The sequence below is a fragment of the Pseudomonas sp. SDO5215_S409 genome, from assembly GCF_054071325.1.
The window spans coordinates 90,211-109,400 of the sequence record NZ_JBSVWN010000012.1 but is presented as its reverse complement, the minus strand read 5'-3'; the positions used below and the strand labels follow the sequence as shown (position 1 = coordinate 109,400).

Sequence of the window (19,190 nt, the reverse complement as noted above, 5' to 3'; positions counted from 1 at the left end):
TGGCGGTCCTTTAGGTCAGTTGATCGGCAAGGTCTTGCGGCACGGCAATCGGGATCTCCAGCAACTGCTGGGCAAGGGCCTTGCCTTGCGGGTCGCTGCGCAGGCTGGCCATGCCGCCGCCGCCGAGGGCGTTTTCGAGCAAAAAATTCAGGCTGTGGCTGCCCGGCAAATACCAGCGCTCGACGCGCCCGTGAACGGGGTCGAGCACATGGCGCATCCAGTCCACGATCACCTCGGGGGTCAGCGCCTCGGCGATCCAGGGCAGGTAATCGGGATGGCGGGCGATCACCCCGATATTGCTGTGGTTGCCCTTGTCGCCCGCCCGGGCCACGGCCAGTTTCACCAGGGCCACGCTGGCGTCGGCGCGGCCTTGGGGCTTGGGCGGGTCGAGCGGGGCGCGGGGCAGTTCCAGGGCGGTGCCTGTCGGCAACGGGCACGCGTGCTGTGTGCCCTCGAAGTCCACGGTTAGCGCGCAGGTATGTTTGTCGACCAAAAACGAGAACAGCCGAATCAACGGTGACACCGCAGGCCGGCCGCCGACCATGCCGGTCAACCCCGGTGCCATGCCGGTGGCGGCCCCGGCGATTTCCCGGGCGAACAGCGCCAGCGCGTTTTTGTCCGAGTGGCGCACCGCGACGTGCATCACCACCTCGCGGCAGTCGCGGCGCTGCGCGTGGGCGCCGTAGGTGGCCTCACTGCCCAGCAGTTCGATGTTCACCTCGGTGTAGGGCGCCCAACCGCGCAGTTGCAGCAGCTCGCTGGTTTTGTTGATGAGTGCCTGGCTGACCCGTTCGGCCTTGGCCTGCGCATCGATCCCGGCGATCAGGCAACTGGCGGTGCAGCGAAACCCGTCCAGGCAAGTGGCGCTGACCTTGTACTGGTCGGTGGGCGGCAAACCCTTGGCGCCTTGCAGGCGCACGCGGTTGTGGCCACAGGGGGCGAGCGTGACATGGCTGAAGTCGCAGATCACGTCGGGCAGTACATACGCGCGTGGGTCGCCGATTTCATACAGCAGTTGCTCGGCCACGCTCAGAGGGCTGATCAGCCCGCCGCTGCCCTGGACCTTGCACACGGTGAACGTGCCACTGGCGTCGACTTCAACGATGGGAAAGCCCATGTGTTCGTAGTCGGGCACGTCGCGCCAGTCGGTGAAATTACCGCCGGTGCACTGGGCGCCGCATTCGATAATGTGCCCGGCCAATGCGGCCTGGGCCAAGTGGTCGTAGTCGTGCCAGCCCCAGCCGAATTCATGCACCAGCGCCGCGCTGACCACGGCGCTGTCCACCACGCGGCCAGTGATCACGATATCGGCGCCCAGCCTCAGCGCTTCGACAATGCCCGGCGCGCCGAGGTAGGCATTGGCCGACACACAGTGAGGCGGGAGCTCGGGGGCCGTAAGGGTGGCGAGTTGGGGGTGCAGGTCATCGCCCAGCAACACGGCGATTTTCAACGGTACACCGGTGCTGTCGCAGGCCGCCTGCAAGGCTGCGGCGCAGGCTTGCGGGTGCATACCGCCGGCATTGCTGATCACACGCAGGCCTTGGCGGTGGATGTCGGCCAACAGCGGGCTGAGCACGTCGACAAAGTCATGGGCGTATCCGGCACCGGGGTCTTTCAGGCGGGCCCCGGCGAGGATCGAGAGCGTGACTTCCGCCAGGTAGTCGAACACCAGGTAGTCCAGCGCGCCGCCGTGCACCAGCTGGGCGGCGGCGGTAGAGGTGTCGCCCCAGAAGGCGCTGGCGCAGCCGATACGAACCGTGTCTGTCATGCGAAATCCTTGCGCAAAAGGCTGTGGCGAGACTACCAAGCAAGCGCTTGGTCTGTAAACGCCGCCGGTCTCTTTTACCCAAGCGCTTGCTTGGGTGGCCGCCTGGGCCTAAATTGCCGTCCAACACGTCAGCACAAGTTAAGGAGAGCGGCATGGATGAGCAAAAAGCCCGGCGGGTGATGCGCACCATGGTAGACGATGGCCAGTTGATCGACCCCGACAGTGCCCGGGGCAAGCTGCTGCAAACGGCGGCCCACCTGTTTCGCAACCAGGGCTTTGAACGCACCACCGTGCGCGACCTGGCCAGTGCGGTGGGGATCCAGTCCGGCAGCATTTTTCATCACTTCAAGAGCAAGGACGACATCCTGCGCGCAGTGATGGAAGAAACCATCCACTACAACACCGCGCTCATGCGCGCTTCCCTGGCCGAAGCCCGCGATGTGCGCGAGCGGGTGCTGGCGCTGATCCGCTGCGAATTGCAGTCGATCATGGGCGGCACCGGCGAGGCGATGGCGGTGTTGGTGTACGAGTGGCGCTCGTTGTCGGCCAGCGGCCAGGCCCAGGTGCTGGCCCTGCGCGATGTGTACGAGCAGATCTGGTTGCAGGTGCTGGGGGAAGCCAAAGACGCCGGTTACATCAAGGGCGATGTGTTTGTCACCCGGCGTTTTCTGACCGGTGCCTTGTCCTGGACCACCACCTGGTTTCGCGCCGAGGGCAGCCTGACCCTGGAGCAACTGGCGGACGAAGCCTTGCTGATGGTGCTCAAGGCCGACTCGCCCGGCCATGCCAGCGGTTAATTGTGCGGCGTGACGTTGTTTCGTCCGACAAAAACGCCTAGCTTATCGACATTCAATTTTGACGGTGTGTGCCTTGATGGGTTCGACCTGGCGGCTGGCAGCAGGCTTTTCAATCGTGGTGCTGGGCGCACTGTGGCAACTGCCGGCCTGGGCCGCGCAAGTGGTAAGGGTGGGGGCGGCGCATTTTCCGCCCTACACCGTGCGCCCGGAGCAGGGCGCCGACACCGGGCTGCTGCCGCAGTTGGTGGACGCCTTGAACGGGCTGCAGAGCGACTACCGGTTCGTGCTGGTGCCCACCTCCATCCCCCGGCGTTTTCGCGACCTGCAACAAGGTCGCATCGACATGGCGATCTTCGAAAACCCCAAGTGGGGCTGGCAGGACGTCCCGCATGTCGCGGTGGACCTGGGCCTGGAAGACGCCGAGATCTTTGTCGCCCAGCGTGAACCCGGGCGCGATCAAACCTACTTCGCCGACCTGGGCGGCAAGCGCCTGGCGGTGTTCAGCGGGTATCACTACGCGTTCGCCAACTTCAATCCCGACCCCAAGTACATGGCCGAGCGTTTTCACGCCACGCTCACGTATTCCCACGACAGCAACCTGCTGATGGTCGCCCGGGGGCGGGCCGATATTGCCCTGGTGACGCGGTCCTACCTCAGCGATTTCCTGGTGCGCAACGCCGACATGGCCGACCAGTTCCTGGTGTCGGAGCGCATCGACCAGATCTACCACCACTACGCCTTGCTGCGGCCCAAGGCGCCGATCAGCGGGGCGGCGTTCGCGGCGCTGATCACACAGCTGCGCGACAACGGCGAGTTGCTCAAGCTCTTCGAGCCTTACCGCATCGACGTGGTGCCGGTGCCCTGAGGGCTAAATTTTGCGCGCCGGTTCACGTCACTTGTTGAACTGCCGAGCCACCTTGAGCCTATGCCATGCCCACTGCGAACCACCGTACCGGCCTGCCCCTGCCCGCAGGGCCGCACCTGAACGCCGATGAAACCGACAGCCACTTGAGCCTGAGCCTGGGCGACCAGCCGTTGATTCGCCTGCGCCTCGAGCGGGGCGACGCGCTGCGCGTGCACCTGCAGGACGCCAGCGGCGTACCGCCGGTGCGTGCGGTGTGGGCCGCCTGTTACTGGCTGTTTTCCCGCGAGCCGGAACGCCAGCGCCTGGTCTGGCAACTGGAACATGCACCCGATGAAGCCCTGCGCAACGGCCTGTTGAGGCACACCGGCACCGCTGGCGAGTTTTATTGCGAGCGCACCACCTTTTGGCAATTGCCCCAGCCCTGGCTGGGAGCGGTGCCGGGCGCCAGCTACCCGCAACAGATGATCATCAGCGCGGGCAAACGCCATCCGGCCCGCCCGCCCAAACCGCAGGGCGAAGTGTATCGACGCTTCGATGCGCGGTTGAACGCCTGGGTGTCGCTGCGCACCGTCGAGGTCGAGGTCGACCTGGCCCGCTTCAACCGCTGGCAGAACAGCGCGCGCGTGGCCAGCTTCTGGCAGGAAACCGGCAGCCTGGAACAGCACCGCGAGTACCTGGAAAAACTGCACGCCGACCCGCACACCCTGACGCTCATCGGCTGCTTCGACGACGAGCCCTTCGCTTATTTCGAGGCCTACTGGGCCAAGGAAGACCGCATCGCACCGTTCTACGCGGTGGAAGACTACGACCGCGGCATTCACATGCTGGTGGGCGAGGAGCATCACCGTGGCCCGCACAAAGTCGCCAGCTGGCTTTCGGCGCTGGTGCACTACCTGTTTCTGGACGACCCGCGCACCCAGCACGTGGTGGCCGAGCCGCGCGCCGATAACGCCCGGATGATCGGCCACCTGCAGAACCAGTGTTTTCACTGTGAAAAAGAGTTCGACTTCCCGCACAAGCGCGCCGCACTGATGGTGCTGGGGCGCGAGCGTTTTTTTGATCGGTGCGGGTTGGTCTAGGGGGCGGTGGGAGCGGGGTTCCCGCTCCCCGGCGACACGGCGTCAGACGCGCCGGGCAAACGTATCGCTCTGGCTGCCCGACACCTTGCGGCAGTGCACCAGCGCATCGCGGATCATGAAGTTGACCAGGGTCGGTGACACGCCCAATTCCTTGGCGATGTCCTTTTGCGGCACGCCGTGCAGCCGGTACATCTCAAAGGCATACCGGGTTCGCTGGGGCAGCTCGGTCAGCGCCTGCGCGATGTTTTCCAGCGTATTGAAATTGATGTGGGACGCTTCCGGCGACGCACCGTGAATCACCACGTTCAAGCCTTCTTCCTCCGGGCCCGAATACTTGAGTTCCAGCGCCTGCTTGCGGTAGTGATCGATGGCCAGGTTACGCACGATTTGGAACAGGTAGCTCAGTTGCGCCTTGAACGACGACGTGATGGTCGGCGCCGATTGCAGCCGGAAGTAGGCGTCCTGCACAACGTCTTCGGCGCGGGAGCGGCAACCGGTAATACGTGCCGCGATCTTCACCAGAATCAACCGATTGTCGACAAATGCCTGGAGAAGTGGTGAGTCGCACCTGCCTGTGGATACTGGTTCCGTCATGGAAATCACCTTGTCGCAAGAGGGTTGGGGGAGGGCGTCCGTGCTGAGGCCTCCTACACATCGGGCAACAAATTATGCTGAATGATAATGATTGTCAAATGAGAAGACGAACTAATCCTATGCCTTTTAGTGAGGGGGTGAGCGGCGTCTGGCCGGACTAATTATTTGCCGCGGCCATCCGTTCTCATGGGTGACAGGCCAGTTAGCCAACCGGCCAAGGACCAGCGCCGAGGGGAACAGACAATGGGGGTTTTATCGTGTGAACGGGGTGGGTTTCAGATGAGCACGCCGACTCGATTACGCCTGTTTTGCCTGCCTTATTCGGGCGCCAGCGCCATGGTCTACAGCCGCTGGCGCAAGGCCTTGCCCGACTGGTTGCAGGTGCGCCCGCTGGAGTTGCCGGGCCGTGGCATGCGCATGGACGAGCCACTGCAACGCGACATCCGCCGCCTGGCCGCGCAACTGGCCGACGAAATCAGCACGGAGCTGGACGGCCCCTACGCACTGTTCGGTCACAGCTTGGGCGGCCTGCTCGCCTTTGAACTGGCCCACGCCCTGCGCCAACGCCACTTGCCTGCGCCGCTCGCGCTGTTCGCCTCCGGCACTGCAGGCCCGGCGCGGCGTGATGTGAGCGAGTACGCCGTCGAGAAAACCGACGCCGAGTTGATCGCCCGCCTGCGCGAACTCAAGGGCACCCCGGAAGCGGCGCTGGCCGACCCCGAACTGATGGCCTTGATGCTGCCGGTCCTGCGCGCCGACTTCCTGCTCTGCGGCAGTTTCCAGTACGGCCGACGCGAGCCGCTGGGCCTGCCGATCCACGTATTCGGCGGCAAGCAGGACAGCGTGCGCGCCGAGCAACTGCTGGACTGGCAGGACGACACCGCCAGCGGTTTTTCCCTGGACATGTTCGACGGCCACCACTTCTTCCTCATGCAGCACGAAACCGCCGTGCTGCGTTGCCTCAGGCGTTACGCCGACGAACACCTGGCCCGCTTGCGCAATGGCGCGGCGCGGCAACCGGCCCACGCCGCCGGCTGAAAACAGCCCTCCCTCATTCCCGATTTTCCAGCAAGCCGATTTCTGGCAGGAACCCCACGATGGACGCCTTCGAACTTCCCCGCACCCTGGCCGAGTCCCTTCAACGTCGCGCCGCGCAAACCCCGGACCAACTGGCCTTGCGTTTTCTTGCCGAAACCGACGCGCTGTCAGTCACCCTCAGCTACCGCGACCTGGACCTGCGAGCCCGCACCATTGCCGCCGCCTTGCAGGCCCACGCGGTGCAGGGCGACCGTGCGGTGCTGTTGTTCCCCAGCGGGGCGGACTACGTCGCGGCGTTTTTTGGTTGCCTGTACGCCGGGGTCATCGCCGTGCCGGCGTACCCGCCCGAGTCCACCCGTCGCCATCACCAGGAGCGTCTGTTGTCGATCCTGCAGGATGCCGAGCCGCGCCTGTTGCTGACCACCGCCAGCCTGGGCGATGCGCTGGCCCAGATCGACAACGCGCCGCCGTTGCTGTGTGTCGACACCCTGAGCGCCGACATCGCGCCCCAGTGGGTGGCCCCGGTGCTGGTCGATGACGACATCGCCTTTTTGCAATACACCTCCGGCTCCACCGCGCTGCCCAAGGGCGTGCAAGTCACCCACGGCAACCTGGTGGCCAACGAAGTGCTGATCCGGCGCGGCTTTGGCATCGACCTGAACCCCGATGACGTGATCGTCAGCTGGTTGCCGCTGTACCACGACATGGGCCTGATCGGCGGCCTGTTGCAACCGATCTTCAGCGGCGTGCCGTGCGTGTTGATGTCGCCTGCGTATTTCCTCGGCCGCCCGCTGCGCTGGCTGGAAGCGATCAGCCAATACGGCGGCACCATCAGCGGCGGGCCGGACTTCGCCTACCGCCTGTGCAGCGAGCGTGTCAGCGACTCGGCGCTGGAGCGCCTGGACCTGAGCCGGTGGCGCGTGGCCTATTCCGGCTCCGAGCCGATCCGCCTCGACACCCTGGAGCGCTTCGCCGACAAATTCGCCGCCTGTGGTTTTACTTCAAATGCCTTCTTCGCCTCCTACGGCCTGGCCGAAGCCACCCTGTTTGTGGCGGGCGGCACCTGTGGCCAGGGCATCCCGGCGCTGCGCCTGGACGAACAGGCGCTGGCCGCCAACCGTGCAGAGCCCGGGCAGGGCAGCGCGATCATGAGCTGCGGCACGAGCCAGCCCGAACACGCGGTGCTGATCGCCGACCCGCACACGCTTGGCGAGCTGGACGACAACGCCGTCGGTGAACTCTGGGCCAGCGGCCCGAGCATCGCCCATGGCTACTGGCGCAACCCCGAGGCCACGGCCAAGACGTTCGTGCAGCACCAGGGCCGTACCTGGTTGCGCACCGGCGACTTGGGGTTCATACGTGACGGCGAAGTGTTCATCACCGGACGCCTCAAAGACCTGCTGATCGTGCGCGGCCACAACCTGTACCCGCAAGACATCGAACAGACCATCGAGCGCGAAGTGGAAGTGGTGCGCAAAGGCCGGGTGGCGGCGTTTGCCGTGGACGACAACGGTTTGGACGGCATCGGCATCGCCGCCGAAATCAGCCGCAGCGTGCAGAAAATCCTGCCGCCCGAAGCGCTGATCAAGGCCATTCGCCAAGCCGTGGCCGAGGCTTATCAAGAGGCGCCCAGCGTGGTGGTGTTGCTCAACCCGGGCGGCCTGCCCAAAACCTCCAGCGGCAAAGTGCAGCGATCCGCCTGCCGCACGCGCCATGCCGAGGGCAGCCTGGATAGCTACGCGCAATTCCCCAGCACCCAGGCCCGGGCGGACGAGGCGGTATTGACGTCGGCGTTGCAGCAGCAGATCGCCGCGATCTGGCGCGAACACCTGCAGGTGGCCGAGGTGGCCGCCGACGACCACTTCTTCTTGCTCGGCGGCAACTCCATCAGCGCCACCCAAGTCGTTGCGCGCCTGCGTGAAACCCTGGGCCTAGAGCTCAACCTGCGCCTGCTGTTTGAAGCGCCGACCCTGGCCGCTTTCGCCGCGCGTATCGCGCAACTGCAACAAGACGGCGGCACCGCCCAGGGCGCGATTCACGCGTTGCCTCGCGGTGAGGACGTGCCGCAGTCCCTGGCACAGAACCGCTTGTGGATCACCTGGCAACTGGACCCGCACAGCAGCGCCTACACCCTCCCGGGTGGCCTGCGCTTGCGTGGCGAGCTGGACGAGAACGCCGTGCGCACCACCTTTGCGCAACTGATCCAGCGTCACGAAGCCCTGCGTACACGGTTCTTCGAGCGCGACGGCCAAGCCTTGCAGCGGGTCGAGGCCCAGGTTGAATTTGACCTGCAACTGATCGACCTGCGCGACCTGCCTGCCGCCGAGCGGGAAGCCCGCGCGGCGCAGATCCGCGAAGACGAGGCCCACACCCAGTTCGACCTGGAAAACGGCCCGCTGCTGTGGGTAACCCTGGTGCGCCTGGATGACGAAGACCACCAGTTGCTGGTGACGATGCACCACATCATTGCCGATGGCTGGTCGCTGACAGTGCTGCTGGACGAGTTCGCCCGCCTGTACGCCGCCGCGTCCCAGGGCCAGACCCTTGAGCTGCCGCCCCTGGCCCTGCGATACGCCGACTACGGCAGTTGGCAGCGCCAATGGCTGGCGCAAGGCGAGGGCGAGCGCCAACTGGCCTACTGGAAACAGCAGCTTGGCGATGAACACCCGGCGCTGAGCTTAACCACCGACCACCCGCGCGTGGCGCAGCAACGCCACAGCGCCGCCCGCCACAACGTGCGCCTGAGCAACGAGCTCAGCCAGGCAATTTGCCAGACCGCCCAGGCGCATGAGGCAACCCCGTTCATGCTGTTGCTGGCGGCGTTCCAGAGCCTGTTGCACCGCTACAGCGGCCAGCGCGATATCCGCGTGGGCGTGCCCAACGCCAACCGCCTGCGCCAGGAAACCCAGGGCCTGGTCGGCTTTTTCATCAATACGCTGGTGATGCGCGCCGAGATCGACTCGCGCCTGCCGTTCAGTGACTTGCTGGCCGCCACCCGCACGGCCGCGCTGGGCGCCCAGGCCCATCAGGATTTGCCCTTCGAGCAACTGCTGGAAGCCTTCCCGCAAGCGCGCGAACAGGGTCTGTTCCAAGTGCTGTTCAACCACCAGCAGCGCGACCTCGGCGCCCTGCGCCGCTTGCCGGGCCTGTTGGCCGAAGAGCTGCCCTGGCACAGCCGCCAGGCCAAGTTCGACCTGCAACTGCACACCGACCAGGACCGCAACGGCCGCCTGAGCCTGGCCTTCGACTACGCCGACGAAGTGTTCGACGCCAGCACCATTGAACGCCTGGCCGGGCACTTCGTCGCGCTGCTGCAAGCGGTGTGCGAACACCCCGGGCACGCCATTGGCGAGCTGGCGCTGGTGCCCGCCGCTGAGCATGCCCTGCAAGACCAGTGGGGCGCCGCCCCTTGCGCGCCGGCACAGCGCTGGCTGCCGCAGTTGCTCAACGCGCAGGCCGCCAATGAGCACACCGCGCTGGTCTGGCAGGACGGCCACCTGAGCTTCGCCCAGTTGCACACCCAGGCCAACCGCCTGGCCCATTACCTGCGCGACAAAGGCGTGGGCCCGGACGTGTGCGTGGCCATCGCCGCCGAGCGTTCGCCGCACCTGCTGATCGGCCTGTTGGCCATCCTCAAGGCGGGCGGTGCCTACGTGCCGCTGGACCCGGACTACCCCGCCGACCGCCTGGCCTACATGCTCAAGGACAGCGGTGTGCAACTGCTGCTGACCCAGACCGCGCTGTTGGAGCAACTGCCGGTGGCCGACGATGTGTGTGTCATCGCCCTGGACAACCTCAAGCTCGACAGCTGGCCCACTCACGCACCGGGCGTGAATGTGCAAGGCGACAACCTGGCCTACGTGATCTACACCTCCGGCTCCACCGGCCAGCCCAAAGGCGTGGGCAACACCCATGCTGCACTGGCCGAGCGTTTGCAGTGGATGCAGGCCACCTATCAACTCGACGAAACCGATGTGCTGATGCAAAAGGCGCCGGTCAGTTTTGACGTGTCGGTGTGGGAGTGCTTCTGGCCGCTGATCACCGGCTGCCGCCTGGCGCTGGCCGCGCCCGGCGAGCACCGTGACCCCCATCGCATTGCGCAGTGCGTGCAACAGCACGGCGTGACCACGTTGCACTTTGTGCCGCCGCTGTTGCAGCTGTTTATCGATGAGCCCTTGAGCGCCGAATGCAGCAGCCTGCGCCGCGTGTTCTCTGGCGGCGAAGCCTTGCCCGCCGAGCTGCGTAACCGCGTGTTGGCGCACTTGCCGGGGGTGCAGTTGCACAACCGATACGGCCCCACCGAAACCGCGATCAACGTGACCCACTGGCACTGCCGCCGTGAAGACGGCGAGCGCTCACCCATTGGTCGGCCGCTGGGCAACGTGATCTGCCGGGTGCTGGACGAGCAGTTCAACCCCCTGCCGATCGGCGTGCCCGGCGAGCTGTGCATTGGCGGCATCGGGTTGGCCCGAGGGTATCTGGGCCGTCCGGGGCTGACCGCCGAGCGCTTCGTGGCCGATGCGTCGGGCGCGCGCCTGTACCGCACCGGCGACCGCGTGCGTTGGGGCGCTGACGGCGTGCTGGAATACCTGGGCCGCCTCGACCAGCAGGTCAAGCTGCGCGGCTTTCGTGTGGAGCCCGAAGAAATCCAGGCACGCCTGTTGGCGCTGGAGGGCATCGCCAACGCCGTGGTGCGGGTGCGCGACACCGCCGCGGGCGCGCAGTTGATCGGCTATTACACCGCCCACCGGGCGCTGGATGAACAGGCGGTAAAGGCCGCCCTGGCCGCCGAGTTGCCGGAGTACATGGTGCCCGCGCAATTGATCCGCCTGGACGCGATGCCCTTGAGCCCCAGCGGCAAGCTGGACCTGCGCGCGCTGCCGGAGCCGGTGTGGCAGGTGCGCGAGCATGTCGAGCCCGAATCGGCGCTGCAACAGCAGATCGCCGCCATCTGGCGTGAAGTCCTCGGCCTGCCGCGTATCGGCCTGCGTGACGATTTCTTCGCGCTGGGCGGCCACTCGTTGCTGGCCACGCAAATCATCTCGCGCACCCGCCAGGCCTGCGACGTGGAGCTCGCCTTGCGCACCCTGTTTGAAACCAGCGAGCTGGGCGCGTTTGCCGAGCATGTGCGGCTGATCCAGGCCTCGGGCCAACGCAACCTGCAATCGGCCATCGCCAGGGTCGACCGCCGCCAGCCGGTGCCGCTGTCGTATTCGCAGCAGCGCATGTGGTTTCTCTGGCAGATGGAACCGGACAGCCCGGCCTACAACGTCGGCGGCATGGCGCGTTTGCGTGGGGTGCTGGACGTGGGGCGTTTCGAGGCGGCGTTGCAGGCCTTGATCATGCGTCACGAAACCTTGCGCACCACATTTCCGAGCCGTGACGGCGTGGCGCAGCAGCAGGTGTCGGCGCAAAGCAGCGTGCGCATGGCGTGGCAAGACTTCAGTGCACTGACCCACGCCGAGTGCCAGCAGCGTTTGCAGCAACTGGCCGACCACGAGGCCCACACCCCCTTCAACCTGGACACCGGCCCGTTGCTGCGCGCGTGCCTGGTCAAGGCCGGTGAGCAGGAACACTACCTGGTGCTCACCCTGCACCACATCGTCACCGAAGGCTGGGCCATGGACATTTTTGCCCGTGAACTCAGCGCGCTCTATGAGGCTTTTATTGACGAGCGCGAGTCGCCATTGCCTGCGCTGCCGGTGCAGTACCTGGACTACAGCGTGTGGCAGCGCCAGTGGCTGGAGTCGGGCGAGCGCCAGCGCCAACTGGACTATTGGACCGCGCAGTTGGGTCACGAGCACCCACTGCTGGAACTGCCCAGCGACCGTCCGCGCCCGCCGGTGCAAAGCCACCAGGGCGAACTGTTCCGCTTCGACTTGAGCGACGAGCTGGCCGCTCGCGTGCGGGCGTTCAACGCCGAGCGCGGCCTGACCCTGTTCATGACCATGACCGCGACTCTGGCCGTGTTGCTCTACCGCTACAGTGGCCAGACCGACCTGCGCATCGGCGCCCCGGTGGCCAACCGCATCCGCCCGGAAAGCGAGGGGCTGATCGGCGCGTTCCTCAATACCCAAGTGCTGCGTTGCCAGCTCGACGGGCAGATGCGCGTCGCTCAATTGTTCGAGCAGGTGCGCCACACCGTGATCGAAGGCCAGTCCCATCAAGACCTGCCCTTCGACCATTTGGTGGAGGCCCTGCAACCGCCTCGCAGCGCTGCGTACAACCCGTTGTTCCAAGTGATGTGCAACGTGCAGCGCTGGGAATTCCAGCAGCGCCGGCCCCTGGCTGGCATGACGGTCGAGTACCTGGCCAACGACGCCCGCGCCACCAAGTTCGACCTGAACCTTGAAGTCACCGACCTCGACCATCGCCTGGGTTGCTGCCTGACCTACAGCACCGACCTGTTTGATGAACCGCGCATTGCGCGCATGGCCGAGCATTGGCGCAACCTGCTCGAAGCGCTGATTGGCGACCCACAGCAGCGCCTGAGCGAACTGCCGCTGCTGCACGCCGCCGAACAGCGCGCGTTGCAAAACAGCCTGGGCAGTGAGGCGGGTGAGCATCGCCTCGACCAGTGCCTTCACACGCTGTTCAGCCAACAGGCCCAGGCACGCCCCGACACCCCGGCGTTGACGTTTGCCGGGCAGACCCTGAGCTACCGCGAGCTGGACAGCCGCGCCAACCGCCTGGCCTGGGCGCTGCGCGAGCGCGGGGTGGGCCCGCAGGTGCGGGTGGGCCTGGCGTTGCCGCGTTCGCTGGAGATGGTCGTGGGCTTGCTGGCGATCCTCAAGGCCGGCGGCGCCTATGTGCCGCTGGACCCGGAATACCCGCTGGACCGCCTGCATTACATGATCGAGGACAGCGGCATCCGCCTGCTGCTCAGCGATGCCGCGATGTTCGAGGCCCTGGGCGAGCTGCCCGTGGGCGTCGACCGTTGGAGCCTGGCGCAGGACCTGGCCCGTTACCCGACCACCGAGTTGCCGTTCATCAATGTGCCGCAACACCAGGCCTACCTGATTTACACCTCCGGCTCCACCGGCAAGCCCAAGGGCGTGGTGGTGTCCCACGGCGAAATCGCCATGCATTGCCAGGCGGTGATCGAGCGTTTTGGCATGCGCCCGGACGACTGCGAACTGCACTTTTATTCCATCAACTTCGACGCCGCCACCGAGCGCCTGCTGGTGCCGTTGCTCAGCGGCGCGCAGGTGGTGTTGCGGGCGCAAGGCCAGTGGGACGCCGAAGAAATCTGCGGGCTGATCCGCCAGCACCGCATCAACATTCTGGGCTTCACCCCCAGCTACGGCAGCCAGTTGGCGCAATGGCTGGCCACGCAGCAGCAGACCTTGCCGGTGCGCATGTGCATCACCGGCGGCGAGGCGCTGACGGGCGAGCACTTGCAGCGGATTCGCGCGGCGTTCCAGCCTGAACGGTTCTTCAATGCCTACGGCCCCACCGAAACCGTGGTGATGCCGCTGGCCTGCCTGGCACCGGAGCAGCTGGAGGAGGGCGCGGGCAGCGTGCCGATCGGCAGCATCGTCGGTGCCCGGGTGGCTTATATCCTCGACGCCGACCTGGCGCTGGTGCCGCAAGGCGCGACGGGCGAGTTGTATGTCGGCGGCGCCGGCCTGGCCCAGGGGTATCACCAGCGTCCCGGGATGACGGCGGAGCGCTTTGTCGCCGACCCGTTCGCCCGTGATGGCGGCCGCCTGTACCGCACCGGCGACCTGGTGCGCCAGCGTGCCGACGGCCTGGTGGAATACCTGGGGCGGGTCGACCATCAGGTGAAGATCCGTGGGTTCCGGATTGAACTGGGCGAGATCGAAACCCGCCTGCTGGAACACCCCAGCGTGGCCGAAGCGGTGGTGCTGGCGCTGGACAGCCCCAGCGGCAAGCAACTGGTGGGTTACCTGGTCAGCGACGATGCCGACCACAACGCCCTGCGCGAGTCCCTCAAGGCGCACCTCAAGGCCCAACTGCCGGACTACATGGTGCCTGCCCACCTGATGGTGCTGGCCAGCATGCCGCTGACCGCCAACGGCAAGCTCGACCGCCGTGCATTGCCCCAGCCCGACCCCGAGGCCAACCGCCAACACTACGTGGCCCCGCGCAACACGTTGGAGCAGACCCTGGCCGCTATCTGGTGCGCCGTGCTGAATGTGCAGCAAGTGGGCCTGGACGATAACTTCTTTGAACTGGGCGGCGACTCGATCCTGTCGATCCAGGTGGTCAGCCGTGCGCGGCAGGCCGGGATTCATTTCAGCCCCCGCGACCTGTTCCAGCACCAGAGCGTGCGCACCCTGGCCGCCGTCGCCACCCGCAGCGAACAGGTGATTGCCGAGCAAGGCGTGCTCACCGGCGCTTCGGCGCTGACGCCGATCCAGCAGTGGTTCTTTGACACCGACATCCCCGAGCGCCAGCACTGGAACCAGGCACTGGTGCTGGAGCCTGCGCAGGCCCTGGAGCCCCACCGCCTGGAGCAGGCGTTGCTGGCCGTGCTGGAACACCACGACGCCCTGCGCCTGAGCTTCACCGCGCGTGACGCCCACTGGCACGCCGAGCACAGCGCCGTGCCGCAAGGCGCACTGCTGCTGCAAGCCCAGGTGACAGACATGGCGCAGTGCCAGGCGCTGTTCACCGACACCCAGCGCAGCCTCGACCTGGCCCACGGCCCGCTGCTGCGCGCCTTATTGGTGGACGGCCCGCTCGGCCAGCGGCGCCTTTTGATCGTGGTGCATCACCTGGTGGTGGACGGCGTGTCGTGGCGCGTGTTGCTTGAAGACCTGCAAAACGTCTATCGCCAATTGAGCGACGGCCAGCCGGTGAGCTTGCCCGCCAAGACCAGCGCGCTGCGAGACTGGGCTGCGCGTTTGCAGGCCTATGCCGGCAGCGAATCGCTGCGCGAAGAGCTGGGCCTGTGGCAGGCGCAACTGGCGGGCCCGGCGGTGGCGTTGCCGGTGGACCACCCTCACGGCCTTGCGCGTCATCGCGATGCCAGCAGTGTCAGCGTACGCCTGGACGCCGAGCGCACCCGCCAGTTGCTGCAACAGGCACCGAGTGCCTACCGCACCCAGGTCAACGACCTGCTGCTGACCGCCCTGGCCCGTGTGATGTGCCGCTGGAGCGGGCAGGCGTCGGTGCTGGTCCAACTGGAAGGCCACGGCCGCGAAGCCCTGTTCGACGACATCGACCTGACCCGCAGCGTCGGCTGGTTCACCAGCGCCTACCCACTGCGCCTGACCCCGCTGAACATCGAGGAAGCCGCCGGGCAGGGCGCCTCCATCAAGGCGATCAAGGAGCAACTGCGTGCGGTGCCGCACAAAGGGCTGGGCTATGGCGTGCTGCGTTACCTGGCCGACGCACCGTGCCGCGAGGCCATGGCCGCGTTGCCGAGCGCGTCCATCACCTTCAATTACCTGGGCCAGTTCGACCAGAGTTTTGGTGACGATGCGCTGTTCCACCCGGTGGACGAACCCGCCGGGATCGCCCATGACCTGGACGCACCGCTGCCCAACACGTTGAGCGTGGACAGCCAGGTGTATGGCGGCGAACTGGTGCTGCGTTGGACCTTCAGCCGCGAGCGCCACGACCCCCAGACCATCGGTGAGCTGGCCGACGCTTACCTTGGCGAACTGTGCAGCGTGATCAGCCATTGCCTGAGCGCGGATGCGGGCGGCCTCACGCCGTCCGATTTCCCGCTGGCCCGGCTGACCCAGGCGCAACTCGACAGCTTGCCGGTGCCTGCCAGCGCCATCGAAGACGTGTACCCGCTGACCCCCATGCAAGAGGGCATGCTGCTGCACACCCTGCTGGAGCCGGGCACCGGCCTCTACTACATGCAGGACCGCTACCGCATCAACAGCGCCCTGGACCCCGAGCGTTTCGCCAGGGCCTGGCAGGCGGTGATCGCCCGTCACGAAGCCCTGCGCGCATCGTTCTGCTGGAACGTGGGCGAGGACATGTTGCAGGTGGTGCACAAGCCCGGCAGCACGCCGGTCGAGTACCTGGACTGGAGCGCTGACCCCGACGGAGAACACGAGCCGCGCCTGCAAGCCTTGCTCAAGCAAGAGCGTGAAGCGGGCTTCGACCTGCTCAACCAGGCGCCGTTCCACCTGCGCCTGATCCGCGTGGGCGAGGCGCGCTACTGGTTCATGATGAGCAACCACCACATCCTGATCGATGCCTGGTGCCGGTCGCTGTTGATGAACGATTTCTTCGAGATTTACCTGGCCCTCGGCGAAGGCCATGAGGCCACGTTGGCCGCCCCGTCGCGCTACCGCGACTACATTGCCTGGCTGCAACGCCAGAGCCTGGCCGAGGCGAAGCAGTGGTGGCAGCGCAACCTGCAAGGGTTCGAGCGCACCACACCGATCCCCAGCGACCGGCCGTTCCTGCGCGAACACGCAGGCCACAGCGGCGGCATGGTGGTAGGCGACTGCTACACCCGCCTCGATGCGCAGGACGGCGCACACCTGCGCGAACTGGCGCAGGCGCACCAATTGACCGTCAACACCTTTGCGCAAGCGGCGTGGGCCCTGGTGCTACAGCGTTTGAGCGGTGAGCGTGATGTGCTGTTCGGCGTCACCGTGGCCGGGCGCCCGGTGGAGATGCCGCAGATGCAACGCACCGTCGGCCTGTTCATCAACAGCATTGCGCTGCGCGTGACCCTGCCCGAGGACGGTCAGCCGTGCCGTGTGCGCGACTGGTTGAGCGGCCTGCTGGACAGCAACATGCAACTGCGCGAGTACGAATACCTGCCCCTGGTGACGATCCAGGAGCACAGCGAATTGCCCAAGGGCCAGCCGCTGTTCGACAGCCTGTTCGTGTTTGAAAACGCCCCGGTAGAAGTCTCGGTGCTGGACCGTGCGCAAAGCCTGAACGCCACCTCGGACTCGGGCCGCACCCACACCAACTTCCCGCTGACGGCAGTGTGTTACCCGGGCGATGACCTGGGGTTGCACCTGTCTTACGACCAGCGATATTTCGACGAAAGCACCGTGCAAGGCATGCTCGCCGAGTTCAAGCGCCTGCTGCTGGCGCTGGTGCAAGGGTTCCATGGCGACATGGCCGACCTGCCATTGATCGGCGAGCCGGAGCGCGCCTTTTTGCTGGAAGGGTGCAACCAGAGCGGCCGCGACTACCCGCTGGATCACAGCTACGTGGCGTTGTTCGAGGCGCAGGTGGCGCAGCATCCGCAGCGCATTGCCGCCAGTTGCCTGGACCAGCAATGGACGTACGCCGAACTGAACCGGCGCAGTAATCGCCTGGGGCATGCGTTGGTGGCCGCCGGTGTTGGCCTGGACCAGCCGGTGGCGCTGCTCGCCGAGCGTGGCCTGGACCTTTTGGGCATGATCATCGGCAGCTTCAAGGCCGGTGCCGGTTACTTGCCGCTGGACCCGGGCCTGCCGGGCCAGCGCCTGAGCCGCATCATCGACCTGAGCCGCACACCGTTGCTGGTGTGCACCGAGGCGTGCCGTGAACAGGCGCAACAGTTGTTGGAAGACTTCGCCTGCGCCGGGCGGCCCAAGTTGTTGGTGTGGGAGCAATTGGCCGGGCCCGACGCGGACCTGGGCCTTTACAGCGCCCCGGACAACCTCGCGTATGTGATTTACACCTCAGGCTCCACCGGCCTGCCAAAGGGCGTGATGGTGGAGCAGCGCGGCATGCTCAACAACCAATTGAGCAAGCTGCCGTACCTGCAACTGAGCGAGACGGACGTGATCGCCCAGACCGCCTCGCAAAGCTTTGATATTTCGGTGTGGCAGTTCCTCGCGGCGCCGCTGTTTGGCGCACGGGTGGACATCGTGCCGAATGCCGTTGCCCATGACCCGCAAGGCTTGCTCGAGCATGTGCAGGCCCAAGGCATCACCGTGCTGGAAAGCGTGCCGTCGCTGATCCAGGGCATGCTCGCCCAGGACCGTATCCACCTGGACGGCCTGCGCTGGATGCTGCCGACCGGCGAAGCCATGCCGCCGGAGCTGGCGCACCAGTGGCTGCTGCGCTACCCGCAGATCGGCCTGGTCAACGCCTACGGGCCGGCGGAATGTTCGGACGACGTGGCGTTCTACCGCGTAGACCTGGCCTCCACCCGGGGCACGTACCTGCCGATTGGCACGCCGACCGACAACAACCGCCTGTACGTGCTGGACGGTGCGCTGGACCTGGTGCCGCAAGGCGCGGTGGGCGAATTGTGTGTGGCGGGGACGGGCGTGGGGCGCGGCTATGTGAGCGACCCTCTACGGACGGCGCAGGTATTTGTGCCCAACCCGTTCGGTGCACCGGGCGAGCGGTTGTACCGCACCGGCGATCTGGCCCGTCGACGCCGCGACGGGGTGCTGGAGTACGTGGGGCGTATCGACCATCAAGTGAAGATTCGTGGCTACCGCATCGAACTGGGTGAAATCGAAGCCCGCCTGCACGAGCAACCCGAGGTGCGCGACGCGGCGGTGGGGGTACAGGAGGGCGCCAACGGCAAACACCTGGTGGGTTACCTGGTGGCGGCCGACGCCAGCCTGGGCCAGGGCGAACGCCTGGACCGCATCAAGCAACGCCTGCGCGCCGAGTTGCCCGAATACATGGTGCCGCTGCACTGGCTATGGCTGGACAGCCTGCCGCTCAACGCCAACGGCAAGCTCGACCGCAAGGCCTTGCCCGCGCTGGACATCGGCCAGTTGCACCAACAGGACTACCTGGCACCGCGCAATGAGTTGGAGCAGACCCTGGCCGGAATCTGGGCCCAGGTGCTCAAAGTCGAGCGGGTGGGGGTGCAGGACAACTTCTTCGAATTGGGCGGGCACTCGCTGCTGGCCACGCAGATTGCCTCGCGGGTGCAAAAGACCCTGCAGCGCGATGTGCCGCTTCGGGCGATGTTCGAGTGCAGCACGGTGGCCCAACTGGCCGAGTACATCGACGGGCTGGCGGTTGACACGATCAGCGTGGAGAAGGTGGACCGCTTGAGTGACCTGATGGCCGAACTGGAGGGGCTTTGACGGGGGAGGCCGCCGGTCGGCTTTTTGGCGTAACTGTCAAATCTGACAGTAGGCGCCGCA

At 66.1% G+C, this 19,190-nt stretch carries 7 protein-coding genes; 5 read left to right on the top strand and 2 right to left on the bottom strand.

Annotated elements, in window-relative coordinates; genetic code table 11:
• Window positions 1-10: 10 nt before the first annotated feature.
• Window positions 11-1,768, bottom strand: coding sequence for an acyclic terpene utilization AtuA family protein (locus tag ACW9H9_RS09385; RefSeq protein WP_457342873.1), 1,758 nt, complete (start codon window positions 1,766-1,768; stop codon window positions 11-13).
• Between the two features lie 152 nt (window positions 1,769-1,920).
• On the opposite strand from ACW9H9_RS09385, the gene ACW9H9_RS09380 reads away from it, so the two are divergent.
• The 3 genes from ACW9H9_RS09380 (at window position 1,921) to ACW9H9_RS09370 (ending at window position 4,509) form a co-directional block, all read left to right on the top strand.
• Window positions 1,921-2,565, top strand: coding sequence for a TetR family transcriptional regulator (locus ACW9H9_RS09380; protein ID WP_457342872.1), 645 nt, complete (start codon window positions 1,921-1,923; stop codon window positions 2,563-2,565).
• Window positions 2,566-2,641: 76 nt separating this feature from the next.
• Entirely contained in the window at window positions 2,642-3,430 is a 789-nt protein-coding gene (locus ACW9H9_RS09375; protein WP_457342871.1) for a substrate-binding periplasmic protein, read from the top strand.
• Window positions 3,431-3,495: 65 nt separating this feature from the next.
• On the top strand, window positions 3,496-4,509 hold the full coding sequence (locus ACW9H9_RS09370) for a GNAT family N-acetyltransferase (protein WP_457342870.1): 1,014 nt from the start codon (window positions 3,496-3,498) through the stop codon (window positions 4,507-4,509).
• A gap of 42 nt (window positions 4,510-4,551) precedes the next feature.
• On the opposite strand, the gene ACW9H9_RS09365 is transcribed toward ACW9H9_RS09370, so the two are convergent.
• Window positions 4,552-5,103: an RNA polymerase factor sigma-70 gene (locus ACW9H9_RS09365; RefSeq protein WP_457342869.1), complete on the bottom strand. Its 552-nt coding sequence runs from the start codon at window positions 5,101-5,103 to the stop codon at window positions 4,552-4,554.
• A gap of 279 nt (window positions 5,104-5,382) precedes the next feature.
• On the opposite strand from ACW9H9_RS09365, the gene ACW9H9_RS09360 reads away from it, so the two are divergent.
• Both ACW9H9_RS09360 and ACW9H9_RS09355 read left to right on the top strand, forming a co-directional pair.
• Window positions 5,383-6,141: a thioesterase II family protein gene (locus ACW9H9_RS09360; RefSeq protein WP_457342868.1), complete on the top strand. Its 759-nt coding sequence runs from the start codon at window positions 5,383-5,385 to the stop codon at window positions 6,139-6,141.
• A gap of 59 nt (window positions 6,142-6,200) precedes the next feature.
• Complete coding sequence (locus tag ACW9H9_RS09355; RefSeq protein ID WP_457342867.1) at window positions 6,201-19,130, top strand: non-ribosomal peptide synthetase; 12,930 nt, start codon at window positions 6,201-6,203, stop codon at window positions 19,128-19,130.
• Window positions 19,131-19,190 lie beyond the last annotated feature (60 nt).